The sequence below is a fragment of the Nocardia pseudovaccinii genome (assembly GCF_050942345.1).
In the GTDB taxonomy this organism is placed as follows: domain Bacteria; phylum Actinomycetota; class Actinomycetes; order Mycobacteriales; family Mycobacteriaceae; genus Nocardia; species Nocardia pseudovaccinii.
The window spans coordinates 9,230,760-9,245,957 of record NZ_CP192074.1 but is presented as its reverse complement, the minus strand read 5'-3'; the positions used below and the strand labels follow the sequence as shown (position 1 = coordinate 9,245,957).

General features: G+C 65.8%; 15 protein-coding genes. 9 read left to right on the top strand and 6 right to left on the bottom strand.

The window, feature by feature from the left end; all coding sequences use genetic code 11:
• Nucleotides 1–57 precede the first annotated feature (57 nt).
• The 7 genes from ACQPZ2_RS41505 to ACQPZ2_RS41475 all read left to right on the top strand — a co-directional run bounded on the left by ACQPZ2_RS41505 (nucleotide 58) and on the right by ACQPZ2_RS41475 (nucleotide 8,977).
• Entirely contained in the window at nucleotides 58–975 is a 918-nt protein-coding gene (locus ACQPZ2_RS41505; protein ID WP_433523345.1) for an aminodeoxychorismate lyase, read from the top strand.
• A gap of 175 nt (nucleotides 976–1,150) precedes the next feature.
• Complete coding sequence (locus tag ACQPZ2_RS41500; RefSeq protein ID WP_433523344.1) at nucleotides 1,151–2,635, top strand: cytochrome ubiquinol oxidase subunit I; 1,485 nt, start codon at nucleotides 1,151–1,153, stop codon at nucleotides 2,633–2,635.
• Between the two features lie 9 nt (nucleotides 2,636–2,644).
• The gene (gene cydB / locus ACQPZ2_RS41495) at nucleotides 2,645–3,676 is read left to right on the top strand and encodes a cytochrome d ubiquinol oxidase subunit II (RefSeq protein WP_433523343.1); all 1,032 of its coding nucleotides are present in this window, start codon (nucleotides 2,645–2,647) and stop codon (nucleotides 3,674–3,676) included.
• Between the two features lie 2 nt (nucleotides 3,677–3,678).
• A complete protein-coding gene (locus tag ACQPZ2_RS41490; protein ID WP_433523342.1) occupies nucleotides 3,679–5,685 on the top strand; it encodes an ABC transporter ATP-binding protein/permease in 2,007 nt (668 codons plus the stop codon).
• A gap of 68 nt (nucleotides 5,686–5,753) precedes the next feature.
• Nucleotides 5,754–7,595, top strand: a complete 1,842-nt coding sequence (gene cydC / locus ACQPZ2_RS41485; RefSeq protein ID WP_433527660.1) for a thiol reductant ABC exporter subunit CydC — start codon at nucleotides 5,754–5,756, stop codon at nucleotides 7,593–7,595.
• A gap of 291 nt (nucleotides 7,596–7,886) precedes the next feature.
• Nucleotides 7,887–8,324, top strand: coding sequence for a hypothetical protein (locus tag ACQPZ2_RS41480; protein ID WP_433523341.1), 438 nt, complete (start codon nucleotides 7,887–7,889; stop codon nucleotides 8,322–8,324).
• A 68-nt stretch (nucleotides 8,325–8,392) separates the two neighbouring features.
• On the top strand, nucleotides 8,393–8,977 hold the full coding sequence (locus ACQPZ2_RS41475) for a Uma2 family endonuclease (RefSeq protein ID WP_433523340.1): 585 nt from the start codon (nucleotides 8,393–8,395) through the stop codon (nucleotides 8,975–8,977).
• Here ACQPZ2_RS41475 and ACQPZ2_RS41470 read toward each other — a convergent pair.
• The 6 genes from ACQPZ2_RS41470 to ACQPZ2_RS41445 all read right to left on the bottom strand — a co-directional run bounded on the left by ACQPZ2_RS41470 (nucleotide 8,974) and on the right by ACQPZ2_RS41445 (nucleotide 13,169).
• The gene (locus ACQPZ2_RS41470) at nucleotides 8,974–9,681 is read right to left on the bottom strand and encodes an FABP family protein (protein ID WP_433523339.1); all 708 of its coding nucleotides are present in this window, start codon (nucleotides 9,679–9,681) and stop codon (nucleotides 8,974–8,976) included. The two genes, ACQPZ2_RS41475 and ACQPZ2_RS41470, sit on opposite strands and share 4 nt — an antisense overlap.
• A 183-nt stretch (nucleotides 9,682–9,864) precedes the next feature.
• Complete coding sequence (locus ACQPZ2_RS41465; protein ID WP_062988334.1) at nucleotides 9,865–10,170, bottom strand: DUF1416 domain-containing protein; 306 nt, start codon at nucleotides 10,168–10,170, stop codon at nucleotides 9,865–9,867.
• A 4-nt stretch (nucleotides 10,171–10,174) separates the two neighbouring features.
• On the bottom strand, nucleotides 10,175–11,008 hold the full coding sequence (locus ACQPZ2_RS41460) for a sulfurtransferase (protein ID WP_433523338.1): 834 nt from the start codon (nucleotides 11,006–11,008) through the stop codon (nucleotides 10,175–10,177).
• A 31-nt stretch (nucleotides 11,009–11,039) separates the two neighbouring features.
• Nucleotides 11,040–11,603: a DUF4395 domain-containing protein gene (locus tag ACQPZ2_RS41455; RefSeq protein ID WP_433523337.1), complete on the bottom strand. Its 564-nt coding sequence runs from the start codon at nucleotides 11,601–11,603 to the stop codon at nucleotides 11,040–11,042.
• A gap of 322 nt (nucleotides 11,604–11,925) precedes the next feature.
• Nucleotides 11,926–12,366, bottom strand: coding sequence for a thioredoxin family protein (locus ACQPZ2_RS41450; RefSeq protein ID WP_433523336.1), 441 nt, complete (start codon nucleotides 12,364–12,366; stop codon nucleotides 11,926–11,928).
• Nucleotides 12,363–13,169, bottom strand: coding sequence for an LmeA family phospholipid-binding protein (locus ACQPZ2_RS41445; protein ID WP_433523335.1), 807 nt, complete (start codon nucleotides 13,167–13,169; stop codon nucleotides 12,363–12,365). The genes ACQPZ2_RS41450 and ACQPZ2_RS41445 overlap by 4 nt, the downstream gene beginning before the upstream one ends.
• Before the next feature lie 183 nt (nucleotides 13,170–13,352).
• Between ACQPZ2_RS41445 and ACQPZ2_RS41440 the strand changes: the two genes are divergently transcribed.
• Nucleotides 13,353–14,120 (top strand): winged helix-turn-helix transcriptional regulator, encoded by a 768-nt coding sequence (locus tag ACQPZ2_RS41440; RefSeq protein WP_433523334.1) that lies wholly within the window; start codon nucleotides 13,353–13,355, stop codon nucleotides 14,118–14,120.
• Nucleotides 14,121–14,184: 64 nt separating this feature from the next.
• The gene (mshD, locus tag ACQPZ2_RS41435; protein WP_433523333.1) at nucleotides 14,185–15,096 is read left to right on the top strand and encodes a mycothiol synthase; all 912 of its coding nucleotides are present in this window, start codon (nucleotides 14,185–14,187) and stop codon (nucleotides 15,094–15,096) included.
• Nucleotides 15,097–15,198: the final 102 nt, after the last annotated feature.

The window sequence follows — 15,198 nt, the reverse complement described above, 5'->3', positions numbered from 1 at the left end:
TTACGGAAGTCGTTCATGACCTAGGCGCGGTCAACGAACAGCGCCTACGCTCGTCCCATGGTGGATCGAGTTCTTGTAACACTCGACGGCGCCGTCCAGGATCCGGACGCGCCGTTGTTGTTTGCCGACGACATCGGCGTACTGCGCGGTGACGGTGTCTTCGAGTCGGTTTTGGTTCGCGCCGGTGACGCGTGCGCGATCGAATTTCATCTAGGCCGACTGCGTCGTTCGGCGCAGGCGCTCGATCTACCCGAGCCCGAGCTGGGGAAATGGCGAGACGCGGTCGAGACGGCGACGAAGGAATGGGGGACCGACCGCGAGGGCCTGATGCGGCTGGTGCTCACCCGTGGGCGCGATACCGAGCTGTCGGCCCCGTCCAGCGTCACCTCGGGTGATCTCGCGGCCGCGGTGCCGGTGCCGACTTCCTATGTGCTGGTGCTGCCGGTGCCGGAGCGGGTGCAGAAGGCGCGCACCGATGGCGTCGCGGTGGTGTCGCTATCGCGTGGGATCTCGGTCGATCTGGCGCAGGCCGCGCCGTGGCAGCTGCTGGGTGCGAAGACGCTCTCCTACGCTACCAATATGGCGGCGCTGCGGTTCGCCCAGCGGATGGGCGCCGATGACGTGATCTTCACCAGTACCGAGAACCGGGTGCTGGAGGGGCCGCGCTCGTCGGTGGTGATCGTGCGCGATAAGCAGTTGATCACCCCGCCCGCCAAGAACGGCGTACTGCCCGGGGTTACCCAGCGCGCGCTTTTCGCCGAGGCCGAGAAGGCCGGGTGGAAGTGCAGCTACGACTCGCTGTTCACCGCCGACCTGTTGACCTGCGACAGCATTTGGCTGCTGTCCAGCATCACGCTCGCCGCCAGGGTGAATTCGCTGGACGGATTGCGCATGATGGCGCCGGACAATGCGGCCGAAATCATCGAATTGGTGGACCGAGGAGTGGAGCGGGCCGGGGCCATCGGTGATTGGTGAGTTCGCCGGGCCGTGATCTTCGTCCTACTACGGCGTGTAGGAGTACTCGGCGAGCTCGGAAAACGGGTCGTTGAGGGGCTGGAGCCTCGGTGTGTCGTGGCGTACGCCTCCTTGATGGACCCATTCCCGGGCGTACTCTTACTACGTAATGTCGTAGATCGGCGGGAGGTCGGTTTTGAGCGTCCTGGACTTATCGCGTTGGCAGTTCGGCATCACGACCGTCTATCACTTCATTTTCGTACCGCTGACGATCGGTCTGGCCCCGCTGGTGGCGGGTATGCAGACCGCTTGGGTGATTACCGGCAAAGAGCACTGGTACCGGCTGACCAAATTCTTCGGGAAGCTGTTCCTGATCAATTTCGCACTCGGTGTCGCGACCGGCATCGTGCAGGAATTCCAGTTCGGCATGAACTGGAGCGAATACTCCCGCTTCGTCGGTGACGTCTTCGGCGCACCACTCGCGCTGGAGGCGCTCGTCGCATTCTTCCTGGAATCGACCTTCCTCGGCCTGTGGATCTTCGGTTGGACCCGGCTGCCGAAAATGGTGCACCTGGCGACGATTTGGTTCGTCGCGATCGGGGTGAATGCCTCCGCGTACTTCATCGTCGCGGCAAATTCGTTCATGCAGCATCCGGTCGGCGCCAGGTACAACCCGGAGCGGGGACGCGCCGAACTCACCAGCATCTGGACGGTGCTCACCAATAACACGACCCTGGCGGCATTTCCGCACGTGGTGGCCGGAGCATTCCTGACCTCGGGAACTTTTGTGGTCGGCATCTGCGGCTGGTGGATGGTGCGCAATGCGCGCAGCGGTGACGAGACCAAAGTCGCTGAGGCGCGAACGATGTGGCGCGCCGGCGGACGCGGCGGCCTGTGGGTGATCGTCATTGCCGGTGTCGCGCTGTTCTTCACCGGTGACGTGCAGGGCAAGCTGATGTTCGAACAGCAGCCGATGAAAATGGCTTCGGCGGAATCGCTGTGCAATACCGCAACCGATCCGGACTTCTCGGTGCTGACCATCGGCACGCACAACAACTGCGACAGCGTGACGCACGTACTCGAGGTGCCGTACGTGTTGCCGTATTTGGCCAAGGGCAAGTTCAGCGACGTCACCTTGGACGGCGTCTCCGATCTGCAGCACGCGTACAACGCGAAATTCGGGCCCGGCGACTACCGGCCCAATCTGTTCGTCACCTACTGGTCCTTCCGGGCCATGATCGGCCTGTCGGCCGGTGCGATCCTGCTCTGGTTGGTCGGCCTCTGGCTGACCCGCGGCGGCCGGATCACCGATAAGCGCTGGTACTCGTGGCTGTGCCTGATCGCCATCCCGACTCCGTTCCTGGCCAATAGCGCGGGCTGGGTCTTCACCGAAATGGGTAGGCAGCCATGGGTTGTCGCGCCGAATCCGACCGGTGACCAGAGTCTGCGGCTGATGGTGCAGCAGGGCGTCTCCGACCACGTCGCGGGCACGGTGATCACCTCGCTCGTGGTGTTCACCCTGCTGTACGGCGCGCTCGCGGTGGTGTGGTTCTACCTCATGCGGCGCTACACGGTCGCCGGACCCGAGCCCGCGAAGATTCCGACCGGCGGACCAGACGATACGGGCGGTCGTCATCAGGCCGAAGAACCTGCCGTCGAACAGCTTTCGTTCGCCTATTAGGAGCCGACGATGAATCTGCAACAGTTCTGGTTTCTGCTGATCGGCGTCTTGTTCACCGGCTACTTCGTGCTGGAGGGCTTCGACTTCGGGGTCGGCATGCTGATGCCGATCCTCGGCAAGGGCAGCGATACCCGAAGGCGGGTGGTGCTGAATACGATCGGGCCGGTATGGGACGGCAACGAGGTGTGGTTGATCACTGCGGCCGGTGCGATGTTCGCCGCCTTTCCGGAGTGGTACGCGAGCCTGTTCTCCGGTTTCTACATCGCATTGCTGCTCGTGCTGATCGCGCTGATCGCGCGGGTCTGCGCCATCGAATATCGCAGCAAGATCGACGATGCGCGGTGGCGGGCCTGGTGCGATGCCGCGATCGGAATCGGTTCCTGGGTACCGGCATTGGCATGGGGCTGGATATTCGCCAACGTCGTGCGTGGGGTGCCGCTGAACGAGAAGAAGCACATCGCGGGCTCGGCGTGGGATCTGCTCGGGCCGTATGCCTTGCTCGGCGGACTCGCGACCGGATTGCTGTTCGCGCTGCACGGCGCGGTCTTCCTGGTGCTGAAGACCGGCGGCGAGGTGCGCTCCGATGCGGCGAAGACAGTGCGATTGTTGCTGGCGCCGACCGCGATCGTCGTCGGTGTGTTCGGCGTGTGGACGCAGTTGGCCTACGGAACCGGATGGACCTGGATTCCGTTGGCGCTGGCGGTAGTCGGGCTGCTGCTCGCGGGCGCGGCGAGTTTCGCCGACCGCGACGGGTGGGCGTTCGTCGGCACGGCGGTCACCACCGCGGCGGCCACGGTGCTGCTGTTCGGGTCGCTGTATCCGAATGTACTGCCGTCCACCATCAGCGACATGTTCAACCTGACCATCGACAACGCCTCCTCGACGCCGTACACGCTGAAGGTGATGAGCTGGGCGGCCGTGGTAGTAACGCCCGTGGTGCTGGGCTATCAGGGTTGGACGTACTGGGTATTCCGCAAACGGATTACGGTCGAGCAGATTCCCGCGCCGATCGGCCTGCCGTTGGAAACCGTCAAGGACTGATCATGGCTCGCCCGCCCGTCGACCCCCGGTTGTGGAAGTACGCGCGCTCGGCCCGCCGCTACCTGGTGCTGAGTGTGGCACTGTCCGTGGTGATCACGGGTTCGATCGTGGTCACGGCGGTCGCACTGGCGACGGTGCTGGCCGGGGTCGTCACCGATCCCGGTCGGCGCAACTCCGGGGCGTGGACATTCGAGTTGGTGGTGCTCGTGGTCGCCATCGGCTGTCGAGTGCTCGCCACCTGGGTGCAGTCGCGAATCGCGCATCGGGCGGGGGCCGCGGTGGTCGCGGAACTGGAAACCGCGGTGCTAGCCGCCGGGGCTCAGCTGCCGCCGCGCGAACTCGAAACCCGGCGAACCGAATTGGCGGTTGTCGTGAGTACCGGGCTGACCGGGCTGCGGGCGTATCTCACCGGGTATCTGCCCGCGCTGCTCCTTGCTTGCCTGGTGCCGCCGATTGTCTTGGTGGTCATCGGGTTTCATGACCCGGTCTCCGGTCTTATCGCCGTGGTAACGCTGCCGTTGATTCCGGTGTTCATGGTGCTCATCGGTCTGCTCACGCAGGGCCGGGCGGAGGCCACCCTCGTCGCGACCACACGGCTGTCGGATCAACTGCTCGATCTCTTCGCCGGAATGCCGACGTTGCGGGCGTTGGGGCGGGAGGGAAGCGCGGGGCGGACGGGTTCGATGGAACACCGGGTGCGCGCGCTCGGGGATGCGTTGCGGCAGCGCACTATGCGTGCGCTTCGGATCGCGTTCCTGTCGTCGATGGTGCTCGAGATGCTTGCCACGCTCAGCGTTGCGTTGATCGCGGTGTCCATCGGTCTGCGGCTCGTCTACGGCGAGATGAGTCTCTATGCCGGGCTGGTGGCGTTGATCCTCGCGCCGGAGGTGTATCTGCCGCTGCGGATGGTGGGGGAGCGGTTCCATGCGGCGCAGGACGGAATGGCAGCCGCGGACAAGGCATTTGCTGTTCTCGAGCCGTCTGTGCAGGTTCGGGCCGAATCGGGTGCCGATGGTCAGGCGGCCGACGGGGACGCGGGCGCTGTCCGGTCGGTCTCCGGAACTGGTGGGACTGGTGCTGCGGTTGGCGGAGCGGGCGTTGTCCGGTCGGCAGCGCCCGGGTGCGCAGGTGCTGTCAGGCCGGTTTCGAGTACCAATGGTGTTGATCCCGCGGCCGTCGTCGGCTCCCATCACGGGAATCTCGGCGGTGAGGGTGCTGTGGCGAGCGGCGACCACGGCAGGGACAGCGAACTCGGTTCAGCGGCACCGAATGGCGATCCCGCCGAGACGAGGCATGAAGTCGGCAGAGATGGCCGGGGCCTCATCGAGATATGCGATCTCTCGGTACGCGCCAGGGACGGGTTTGCGCCCGCCGGGCTGACGGCGGTGTTGCGGCCGGGGTTGGTGACTGTGTTCACCGGACCCAACGGGAGCGGGAAATCGACTGCGCTGCAAGCAATCCTGGGATTGATCACGCCGGAGTCCGGCTCGGTGGAGGTCGACGGCAGCGACGTACGTGCGCTGGATCAGAACGCCTGGTGGGCCCGTGTCGCCTGGCTGCCGCAACGTCCGGTTCTGGTCCCGGGAACGCTGCGCGAGAATCTCGAATTACTCGGCGCGCACACACCCGACACCACGGCCAAGGGTGCGGCCCGAGTGCTCGACGAACTCGAAGCCGCCTGCATCGCAACCGGATTCGATGCGGTACTCGACGAACTCCCCGACGGCTGGAACACGATCGTCGGCGCGGGCGGCATCGGCCTCTCGCTCGGCCAGCGCCAACGCCTGGCCCTCACCAGAGTGCTCGCCGCCGACCGCCCGATCCTCCTTTTGGACGAACCAACCGCCCACCTGGACCGCGCCGCCGAAGCCACCGTTCTCACTGCGCTACAACAGCGAGCTCGCACCGGCGCAACCGTAATCGTCATAGCCCACCGCCCAACCGTCCTCGCCGCCGCCGATCACATAATCCCCATCCACTCGACCGCACCTCAGGCAGTCGTCTCATGAACCGCGCGAGAGACACTTCGGTGCCGAGCACAACGGCTCGTCGTGGACCAGTAGCGGATCTGCGGCGCATGTGGGGGTTGCTCGAGTTGTCGCCGTGGCGAGTTGCCGTGGCGATCGGGTGGGGTGTGGCGGCGCTGGGTAGCGGTCTCGGGCTGGCGGCCCTGGCGGCGTGGTTGATCGCGCGTGCCTGGGAGATGCCTCCGGTGCTCGATCTGAGCGTTGCTGTCGTCGCGGTACGGGCGCTCGGTATATCCCGTGGCCTGTGCCGATACCTGGAACGCCTTGCTACCCACGATGTCGCGCTGCGTGCGATGACGACCGCCCGGACAACCGTTTACCGGACTCTCGCTCAATCGGACGTCTGGATGCGGCGGGATATGCGAGGCGACACCTCGGACAGCGGTGTGGGTCGTCCGGTGGCCGAGACGGATTCGACGAGCGCGGATGGTGCTGCGTCGTTGCGGCGCGGAGACCTGCTGGTTCGAATCGGCAGCGATATCGATGACCTCGGAGCCGCTGTCGTCCGTGTGTTCGTGCCGATCGCGGTCGCGATTGTGCTGTCGCTGGCCGCGATCGGACTCATGGCCACCATTTCGGTTGGGGCCGCGGCCATTCTGGCGGCATCGCTCGGCATTGCCGGGATCGTCGCACCGTGGCTCTCGGGGTGGGCCGCCCGCGAGGCCGAACGTGCGGTGCGCGCCGACCGCGCCGAATTCACCGCGCAGGCGCTCACGGTCCTCGACCACGCGGCCGAACTCCGGGTCGCGGGCAAGCTGGATGCCGCGCTGACGGCCGCCGACCGCGCCGGACAACGTGCGGTCGCCGCCGAGGATTCCGCGGCCGCACGCAGCGCCTGGGCCGCCGCGGCGACGCCACTCTCGATCGGCGCCAGCGTCCTCGGCGCCCTTCTGATCGGCATCGCGATCTACGGCACCAACCCGCCCGCCATGACCCCCATGGCCCTCACCATCCTTGTCCTGCTCCCCCTCTCGGCCTTCGAAGCAGTCGCCCCACTACCCGCCGCCGCGCAGGCCCTCACCACCGCTCGCGCGGCCCTGCACCGCCTCCCGCTGCTCGAAACCACCCGAAACCCGATGACGCAGCAACGCTGTGGCCGCGCGATCGCCGACTCCGCCACGAACCGGCACAGCGACTCGGCGCGAGATCATCTGCTGCGCGATGCCACCGGACGAGCCGAGGGCAGCGGGCACGGCTCGTCGACAGCGGGCGCACCAGCGACACCCGACCGCAGGGGCATTGATGCGGGCATCCGCGACGCACGAAATTTATTGCCGGGCAATCTACCCGAGCGTCCGACGGCAAAGCGGATCGCCGTCGTCGGACCGAGCGGCGCGGGCAAGACCACGTTGCTCATGGCGTGGGCGGGGTTGTTCGGTACGCCCGTGCCCGGGGTGACGTTCTTTGCCGAGGATGCGCACATCTTCGGCACCTCCGTGCTCGAGAACCTGCGTGTCGCGCGGGGGGATCTGACTGTCGAAGCGGCCGAGAAGGCTTTGTGCGCGGTCGGTCTCGGGGATTGGCTGGCATCCCTGTCGGATGGTGTGCACACGGATCTGGTCGGAGGTGCGGCCGCGGTTTCTGGCGGGCAGCGGCGGCGGATTCTGCTCGCCCGAGCGCTCATTTCGCCCGCGCGGGTGCTGCTGCTCGACGAGCCGACCGAACATCTCGAGGCCGAGGCGGGCGCGCGACTGCTGCGCGAGCTACTCGATATCGGCAGCGGCCTTGTCGAACCCGACCGAACTGTGGTCGTCGTCACACATCAGCTGCCATCCGATCATCGCGCCGAAGCGGTGCTGCATATCGATGGATCAGGCCAGGTCAGGGCCACTGGAGGAGTTGAGGAGCGCACCGGTTCAGCGCCCAGCGAAATTCCGTTGCCGACGCGCTGACCGCTGACTAGATTCGTTTGTACACAAGGAAGGAGGTGGTTCGAAGAATGTATGTTCATAGGACTCGTGAGGTGGCTGTCCGCTAGCGCCACCGCTGCAACGGATTTCCGTTCGCGCGAGCGCTGAGCGAATTCCAGGCAGCCACCCGGCCCCCGAGCTACCGGTCTAGTCCGACCGGGACCCATGCAGGCTTCACCGCCTGCGGGGTATGGCTCGGGGGCCGTTCCTTTTTCGGCACAATTCTCTCGGACGGTAGAGTCCGGCGACCGGGTTCGACACGAGGGGTAGCCGATGCCATCGGAGGGTCTCGCAGCAGTGGTTGGCCGCCGCATCAGGGCGGTTCGCCGCATGTTCTACGTACAGGGCAGTGATGTCGACCGCACCGAAGGCCCCATCGAATTGACCTTCGACGACGGTTCGGTGCTGCTGCTGGACGCCGGAACCGACGGCGAGGAACTCCTGGTCGCATCGACCCCGTGGCGCGACCCGTTCGCCGGTCTCACCGAACCCGAATACATCGAATACGTAGCCGAATCCGGCAAATACACCGCGTTCGACGTCGGCTCCGAACCCCCGTACTCACACCTGATCGGCTCCCACATCGCCGCCGTCTCCGAATCCCGCCTGCACGACGACCGCCTCCGTGCCGCCGTGCTGGAGGTGAACGGCTCCAAACTCGCCGTCGAAACCGTCGCCGACGAACTCCTCGTCACCTGGCACCCAACCTGATTCGCCCCGCTGTCCTAGGCGTCCCTTTTCCAGTGAAGTTCTACCTCGGCAGGCGCTACGCTGGGGCAATGACCGTTGAGCCGTTTCCTGACTGGTTGATTCCACCTGCTGGTGGGTTCACAGTCGAGGACTTTCTGGAGCTGCGCGGCCTTCCGAAGCATACCGAGTTGATCGATGGGGGTCTGGTCTTCGTGAGTCCGCAGGAAATGTGGCACAGCCGGTGCGTGTCGGTTCTCTGGCGGGACCTCGATCAACAAACTCCGCCGGATCTCTATGCTGACCGTGAAATGGCCGTCAAACTCGGACCGCGTCAGATGCCGGAACCAGATGTCCTGGTGGTCAGCAAAGCGGCGACTCGTCGAGCAGGTCTATCCACTTACTACTTCGCTGAGGACGTTGTTCTTGCTGTCGAGGCAGTGTCTCCGGATTCCGAAGAACGCGACCGGGAGACGAAGCCAGCCAAGTATGCGAAGGCAGGAATCCCGAACTACTGGAGGGTCGAGCGTCGTGACGATGAAGCCGTTGTCTACGTCTACGAACTCGACCCCGCCACAGCAACTTACGGCCTGGTCGGTATTTTCCACGACCGCCTGAAGATCAACGTGCCCTTCCCGATCGACATCGACCTGACATCGATCTGGCCGCGCGACTAACCGATGTAGCGCTGCAAACGGGCCGAGAGGCGGGGTTCGAGGGGACCATCGGCGACTACCCGCTCCTCGACGTAGGCGAGATCACCGCCTTCGACGATGCCGTACAGGCGTTTGGCTCCGCCGACGACGATGCCGGATTGGCTGCGGATGACGACATCGGTGGCCAATTCCCAGGAGGACTGGGTCAGTGCGGTGCCGTAGAAGAGTTCGACGATACCGGTGCTGTGGGTCAGCAGCAGTTCGATGACCTCGTCATCACCGTCGATGCCGACCCGCCAGAAGCCGCTCTCGCGTAGATCGGGTCCGCCGTAGGAGCCGTCGGAGTCGATGACCCAGGAACGCGAGTCCCAGGCCAGGTAATCGCCACCGTCGTGGGAGACGATGATCTGCTGGCCGAAGCGGTAGTCGCCGCGAGCGGGATCGTTGCCCTCGCCCTCACCGCGCCACACGCCGACCATCGGCAGCAGCGCGAGCATCGACGAACTCAGATCCGGGCCGAGCCGCAGATTCGCGGTGTCCTCGGGCAGCGGCAGATCCGGTAGCACCGGAATATTGCGCGCACCAGTCCATTTCGCCCGTTCGGCGGCCTCGGCCACGGCCTCGTCGCCACTGCGGCGCGGCGCGGACTCGGCCGGGCCGTTGCCGTTCAGTTGTTCACTCGCTCGCTCGGCCGGGTTGGAACCTTCGCTCGCGAGTTCACTCATGATTCGGTGAACAACCGGTAGAAGACGTACAGGCCGAACCAGCCGATCAGAACGGCCACGGCCACCAGCAGAATCTCGAAGAAGAGGACCACAACTGGAGTCTAACGAGTTGCGTCCCGCCCAGCACAACGGCCCCGTTGCTTCCCAGTTACCGGGAAACTACGGGGCCGTCGGCGCAATTACTTACTTGGCGACTGCCACATCCACGGCGTGGATGCCCGCGCCCTCCGGACGAACCTCGGCCGAGCCGTTGCCCGAGGAGGACAACGCGCGCACGGTCCACGCGCCCGGCGCCGCGAAGAAGCGGAAATCACCGGTGCCCGAGGCCACGACCTCGGCGGTGAAGTCACCGTTGCCGTCGAGCAGGCGCACGAACGCGCCGCCGACCGGCTGACCGTCGGTGCTCAGAACACGGCCGGTGATGACCGTTTCCTTCTCGACATCGACTCCGGCCGGAATGGCCTGTCCCTGGGTAGGTGCTGCGCACATGTGATTACTCTCCCAATTCGATCGGTGCACCGACGAGCGAGCCGTATTCGGTCCAGCTGCCGTCGTAGTTCTTGACATTCTGGTGGCCCAGCAGCTCCTGCAGCACGAACCAGGTGTGCGAGGAACGCTCACCGATGCGGCAGTAGGCGATGGTGTCCTTGGATCCGTCCAGCCCGGCCTCGCCGTAGATCTCGGTCAGCTCGGCATCGGACTTGAAGGTGCCGTCCTCGTTCGCGGCCTTGCTCCACGGCACGTTGATGGCGCCCGGGATGTGGCCGGGACGCTGGCTCTGCTCCTGCGGCAGGTGCGCCGGAGCCAGGATCTTGCCGGAGAACTCGTCAGGGGAGCGGACGTCGACCAGGTTCTTGATGCCGATGGCGGCGATGACCTCGTCGCGGAACGCGCGGATGGTCAGGTCGGGCGCGGCGGCCTTGTACTGGGTGGCCGGACGGTTCACGGCGTCGCGGGACAGCGGACGACCGTCGAGCTCCCACTTCTTGCGGCCGCCGTCGAGCAGCTTGACGTTGTTGTGGCCGTACAGCTTGAAGTACCAGTAGGCGTATGCGGCGAACCAGTTGTTGTTGCCGCCGTAGAGCACGACCTCGTCGTCGTTCCCGATGCCGCGCGCCGAGAGCAGATCGGAGAACTGCTCCTGGTTCACGAAGTCGCGACGAACCTGATCCTGCAGGTCCTTCTTCCAGTCGAGCCGAACGGCACCCTCGATGTGGCCGCCGTCGTAGGCGGAGGTGTCCTCATCGACCTCGACGAAGACGATGCCGGGGGCGTTGAGGTTCTCTTCGGCCCAGTCAACGGAGACCAGGACATCGGAGCGAGCCATGTTGTTCCTTTCGGGGTGGTGACTTGCAGTGTCAGTTCGCCGGGGACCCAGCGGTGTTCGCGTCAGGCCCGGAGGCGGTAGCTTGCGTGACCACGGAGGGCCCGCGAACACCGCCCATCGGCCCTGCCCGGCGGAGTCGGGCGACCAGCGGATAGATCTGGCAACCCAGGCAGATCCCGAACGCCGCGTTCAAGAACGCCGCGAACAGGGCGAAGCCGGCGAACACCGCGCCGACGACGGTGGAGCCGACCAGGAAACCCAGCAGGCTGACGGCACTGAAGACCAGGCCGAGTAATTGGGCGAACCGCAGCGGTGCCACGGGTTCGGTTTCGAGGGTCGGACCAACGCGTGGCGCGACGAACGCGGCGAAGATCCGGCCGTAGGGATGCCGCCGCGGCCCGTAGGCCGCGCCGATCGCGAAGACCACCGCCTGTGCGGCGACGAGCACCGCGGCCAACGGCGTCGAAACGGCTGCCGCGAGCAGGATCAGAACGAGGACGCCGGTGGTGACCCACGCGGCGAAGCGTGGCCCGCGCACGTCGACGACGACGGGAATTCCGTTCTCAACGGCTGTGTTTCGGGAATTTGTGGACATTGTGCGTACTCCTGCGCTGAATTTCGCTGTTGGCGGGAAAAATGCCAGTTCGCCGGGGGATCAAGAGATCACTCGCACGACGGACGCAGGTCGGCATCAGGAATTCTGACGGAGCCGACCGCTCAGCCACACAGGCAGCAACAACCACCGAGGCGACACAGATCAACTGTGCGGCGTCGGGTGAGCATCAGCTCGTGGTTGGCTTGCACGCAGAGCAGTTTACCTGGTTCTGCCGGAGAATTGGACCCGGGGTTCGTCACAGTTGCTATCAACCCTTGTCACGCCCGGTTTTTCCACCGTCAGGGGCGATTCGCCGGAAGAGTTATCCCACGGTCAGCGGCTCGAGTGCGGTACGCAGGTCCGCGGACTTGGGGACCCCGGAGATCCGGAATCGTTCCCGCCCTTCGATATCGAAGACGAAGGTGGTCGGCAGCGAGAGCACGTTCAGTTCTTTGGCCAGCGCGGGCTCGGCATCGATATCGACCTCGATATCCAGCGGCGGACGCGGTGATCCGGACAATTCCTCGGTGACCCCGGCGACCACGCGTCGCACCGCGTCGCACGGTCCGCACCAATCGGCGGAGAAGTGCAGTACCGCCGGGCCCGAGTTGTCGGCGCCGACCGATGCCAGCAGATCGGTGCGCGCCGATTCGTCCGGTAGCTGGGTGTCGCTCGCGCGCAGCTTGCCGTTGCGGCGCCGCAGCACCACTCCGACCGCAACCGCAGCAAGCAGCACTACCAGCAGGATTGTGATTTCAATCATGGTCGCCGCAATCTGTCCAGGTCGATGGTCACGTTCTCGGCCTTGGCCTCGATGACGATCTGGCCGCCCTGTGCGGAGACCTTCGTCGGCCGCAGCCCGAACGGCAGTTCGTTCGTATCGATTGTCCGGGTGAACTGCTCCAGCACCTTGGGGCGCTCGGTGTCGGTGACGACCGCAGTCGTCGTGGCATCACCCGTGCCACGGTAGATGCTGGTCGCGACGATCTTCACCTGATCGCCGTCGACCACGAGGTCTGCGGTCACACTCACATTGTCACCGCCGAGCGGTGCACCCGGCTTGCTCGGCGTCTTGCCCGGCATGGTGCCGGTGAGCAGGAGCTGCCCGCCGGTGGTCATACCGGACCCGCCCGATCCGCCGGTTCCGTCGGATTTGTTCCCCGGCGCCGAATGTACTTGCAGGTCCGGGATTTTGAACAGCCTGCCGAGTTCGGTCGGCTCGAGCCGCATCTGCCCCTCGACCCGATCCACCGGAATCGCGCGCACGTTCCCGTCGGTGAGGTCGCCGATGGAGAGGTGGGCTCCGGTCAGCGTCGCGCCGACCGAGATTTCGCCGGGGATATCGGGTCGCATGACGCGCGCACGGATATCGACGGTCTGGTATCGGCCGTCGAGCGCCTGGGTGAGAAAGGGGAACCCATAGATGACCACGTCGGGATCCGCGGTGAGGTCGGCGCCGACACGCAGGGCGCGCGACACGCGGTACTCGGAGTAGGCGGCGGCGCCGAAATCGATGACTACCGCCAATGCCGCGAGGCACAGCAGCCCGATGATCAGCTTGCGCATGCGGGCAACACTACTTGGCGGTGCGTTTCGGGTATCGCACCTCTGCCCCGAGGTGCCACACTAACCCCGGATGGCGAGGTCATCGGTGTTCACGCGCTAATCTTGCATCCGATTACCTGTGATTAGCGACGTGGCCCCGGCGGTGTGGCTGTTGTCCGGTGCTACTAGATGGGAGGAGGGCTTGTGGAGCTGCTCCTGCTGACCTCCGACCCCAACCCCGAGTCGGTTCTGCCCTCGCTGTCGCTGCTGGCGCACAATGTGCGCCCGGCGCCGACCGAGGTGGCTTCCCTGCTCGAGGCGGGGACCGCGGATGTCGCGCTGGTCGACGCGCGCACCGACCTGGCCGCGGCCCGCGGCCTGTGCCGGCTGCTCGGCAGCACCGGGTCGTCGGTGCCGGTGGTCGCCGTGCTGACCGAGGGCGGGCTGGTCGCCGTCAATGCCGACTGGGGCCTGGACGACATTCTGCTGCCCGGTACCGGACCGGCCGAGCTGGACGCCCGGCTGCGCCTGCTGGTCGGCCGCAACGGCGGTGTCGCGAGCCCGGAGAACACCGGCAAGATCACCCTCGGCGAACTGGTGATCGATGAGGGCACCTATACCGCCCGGCTGCGCGGTCGCCCGCTGGATCTCACCTATAAGGAATTCGAACTCCTCAAATACCTCGCGCAGCACGCGGGCCGGGTCTTCACCCGGGCCCAGCTGCTGCAGGAGGTCTGGGGTTACGACTTCTTCGGTGGCACCCGCACGGTCGACGTGCACGTGCGCCGCCTGCGCGCCAAGCTCGGCAGCGAATACGAATCGTTGATCGGGACCGTCCGCAATGTCGGCTACAAGGCCGTACGCCCCGCGCGCAACAGCACCAAGGGCGACCACGTCACCTTCCCCGACGACGAGTCCGCCGAGGACACCGACGATTCCCCGCCCGTCCCCGTCAACGGATCCGTCCCGTAGCCGTTGGAATGGCGCGCGGTATTCGCGCGTTCGTCGCGATGACGGATCGACGAGGGAGACGCTGATGGGTGAGACGACGCTGCGGTGGAGTACGGAGCTCGATGCCGATGTGGCGCGGGCGGTGCGTGAACTGCTGGAGCGGGCGAGCGCCGAAGACGGTGTCGCGCCGGTCTCCGAACAGGCGGTCCTCTCGCTCGTCGCGACGGATTCCGGGGCCGAACATCTGGTGGCGCTGCGTGCCGGTGTGGTCGCCGGTTACGCGAATCTCGTTGCCGCACATGGCGAACACCCCGCAATGGCCGAGGTCGCCGTCGATCCGGCTGCGCGCGGCCATGGCATCGGTGCGGAATTGGTCTCGGCGGCGCTGACAAAGGGTGGATCGGGTGCTCGGGTCTGGGCACACGGAAATCGGCCCGCCGCCCAGGCGCTCGCGGCCCGGCTCGGACTGCACGTCGCACGGGAGTTGTGGCAGATGCGGCGGTCACTGGCAACGCCAGAGCTACCGGAGTTGGTCGTTTCGGAAGGTACCGCGCTGCGGACCTACGAAGGCGCCGCCGACGACGCCGAACTGTTGCGTGTCAATAACGCGGCCTTCGCCTGGCATCCGGAACAGGGCGGCTGGACCGAGCGGGATATCGCCGTCCGCCGCGAAGAGTCCTGGTTCGACCCGAAGGGGCTGTTCATCGCGGTGGATCCGGCCGATCCGGACCGCATCCTCGGATTCCACTGGACGAAGGTGCATTACGAGGAGAACCCGCCGGTCGGCGAGGTTTATGTAGTGGGCATCGACCCGGCCGCGCAGGGCCGGGGCCTCGGCCGTCTGCTCACCCTCGCGGGCCTGCGCTACCTGCGCGAACGCGAGCTGCCAGAGGTTCTGCTCTATACCGAGGCCGACAACACCGCGGCCGTGCACACCTATACCCGACTCGGCTTCGAACCGTCACATATCGATGTCGCCTATTCGGCCGCTGACTGAATAACAGGCGGCTCGCCGGGGTTGCTCGAGTAACACTGGGGCAAATGTCACACATAACGGGACCATTAGCGCCGGGCTGTTCACCCTCCGTTCACTCAGCCT

Coding starts and splice junctions, on each gene's coding strand:
- ACQPZ2_RS41505 (WP_433523345.1), top strand. CDS start 58: ATGGTGGATCGAGTTCTTGTAACACTCGACGGCGCCGTCCAGGATCCG.
- ACQPZ2_RS41455 (WP_433523337.1), bottom strand. CDS start 11,603: ATGTCCACAAATTCCCGAAACACAGCCGTTGAGAACGGAATTCCCGTC.
- ACQPZ2_RS41470 (WP_433523339.1), bottom strand. CDS start 9,681: ATGAGTGAACTCGCGAGCGAAGGTTCCAACCCGGCCGAGCGAGCGAGT.
- cydC (WP_433527660.1), top strand. CDS start 5,754: ATGTGGGGGTTGCTCGAGTTGTCGCCGTGGCGAGTTGCCGTGGCGATC.
- ACQPZ2_RS41465 (WP_062988334.1), bottom strand. CDS start 10,170: ATGTGCGCAGCACCTACCCAGGGACAGGCCATTCCGGCCGGAGTCGAT.
- cydB (WP_433523343.1), top strand. CDS start 2,645: ATGAATCTGCAACAGTTCTGGTTTCTGCTGATCGGCGTCTTGTTCACC.
- ACQPZ2_RS41490 (WP_433523342.1), top strand. CDS start 3,679: ATGGCTCGCCCGCCCGTCGACCCCCGGTTGTGGAAGTACGCGCGCTCG.
- ACQPZ2_RS41460 (WP_433523338.1), bottom strand. CDS start 11,008: ATGGCTCGCTCCGATGTCCTGGTCTCCGTTGACTGGGCCGAAGAGAAC.
- ACQPZ2_RS41450 (WP_433523336.1), bottom strand. CDS start 12,366: ATGATTGAAATCACAATCCTGCTGGTAGTGCTGCTTGCTGCGGTTGCG.
- mshD (WP_433523333.1), top strand. CDS start 14,185: ATGGGTGAGACGACGCTGCGGTGGAGTACGGAGCTCGATGCCGATGTG.
- ACQPZ2_RS41445 (WP_433523335.1), bottom strand. CDS start 13,169: ATGCGCAAGCTGATCATCGGGCTGCTGTGCCTCGCGGCATTGGCGGTA.
- ACQPZ2_RS41480 (WP_433523341.1), top strand. CDS start 7,887: ATGCCATCGGAGGGTCTCGCAGCAGTGGTTGGCCGCCGCATCAGGGCG.
- ACQPZ2_RS41475 (WP_433523340.1), top strand. CDS start 8,393: ATGACCGTTGAGCCGTTTCCTGACTGGTTGATTCCACCTGCTGGTGGG.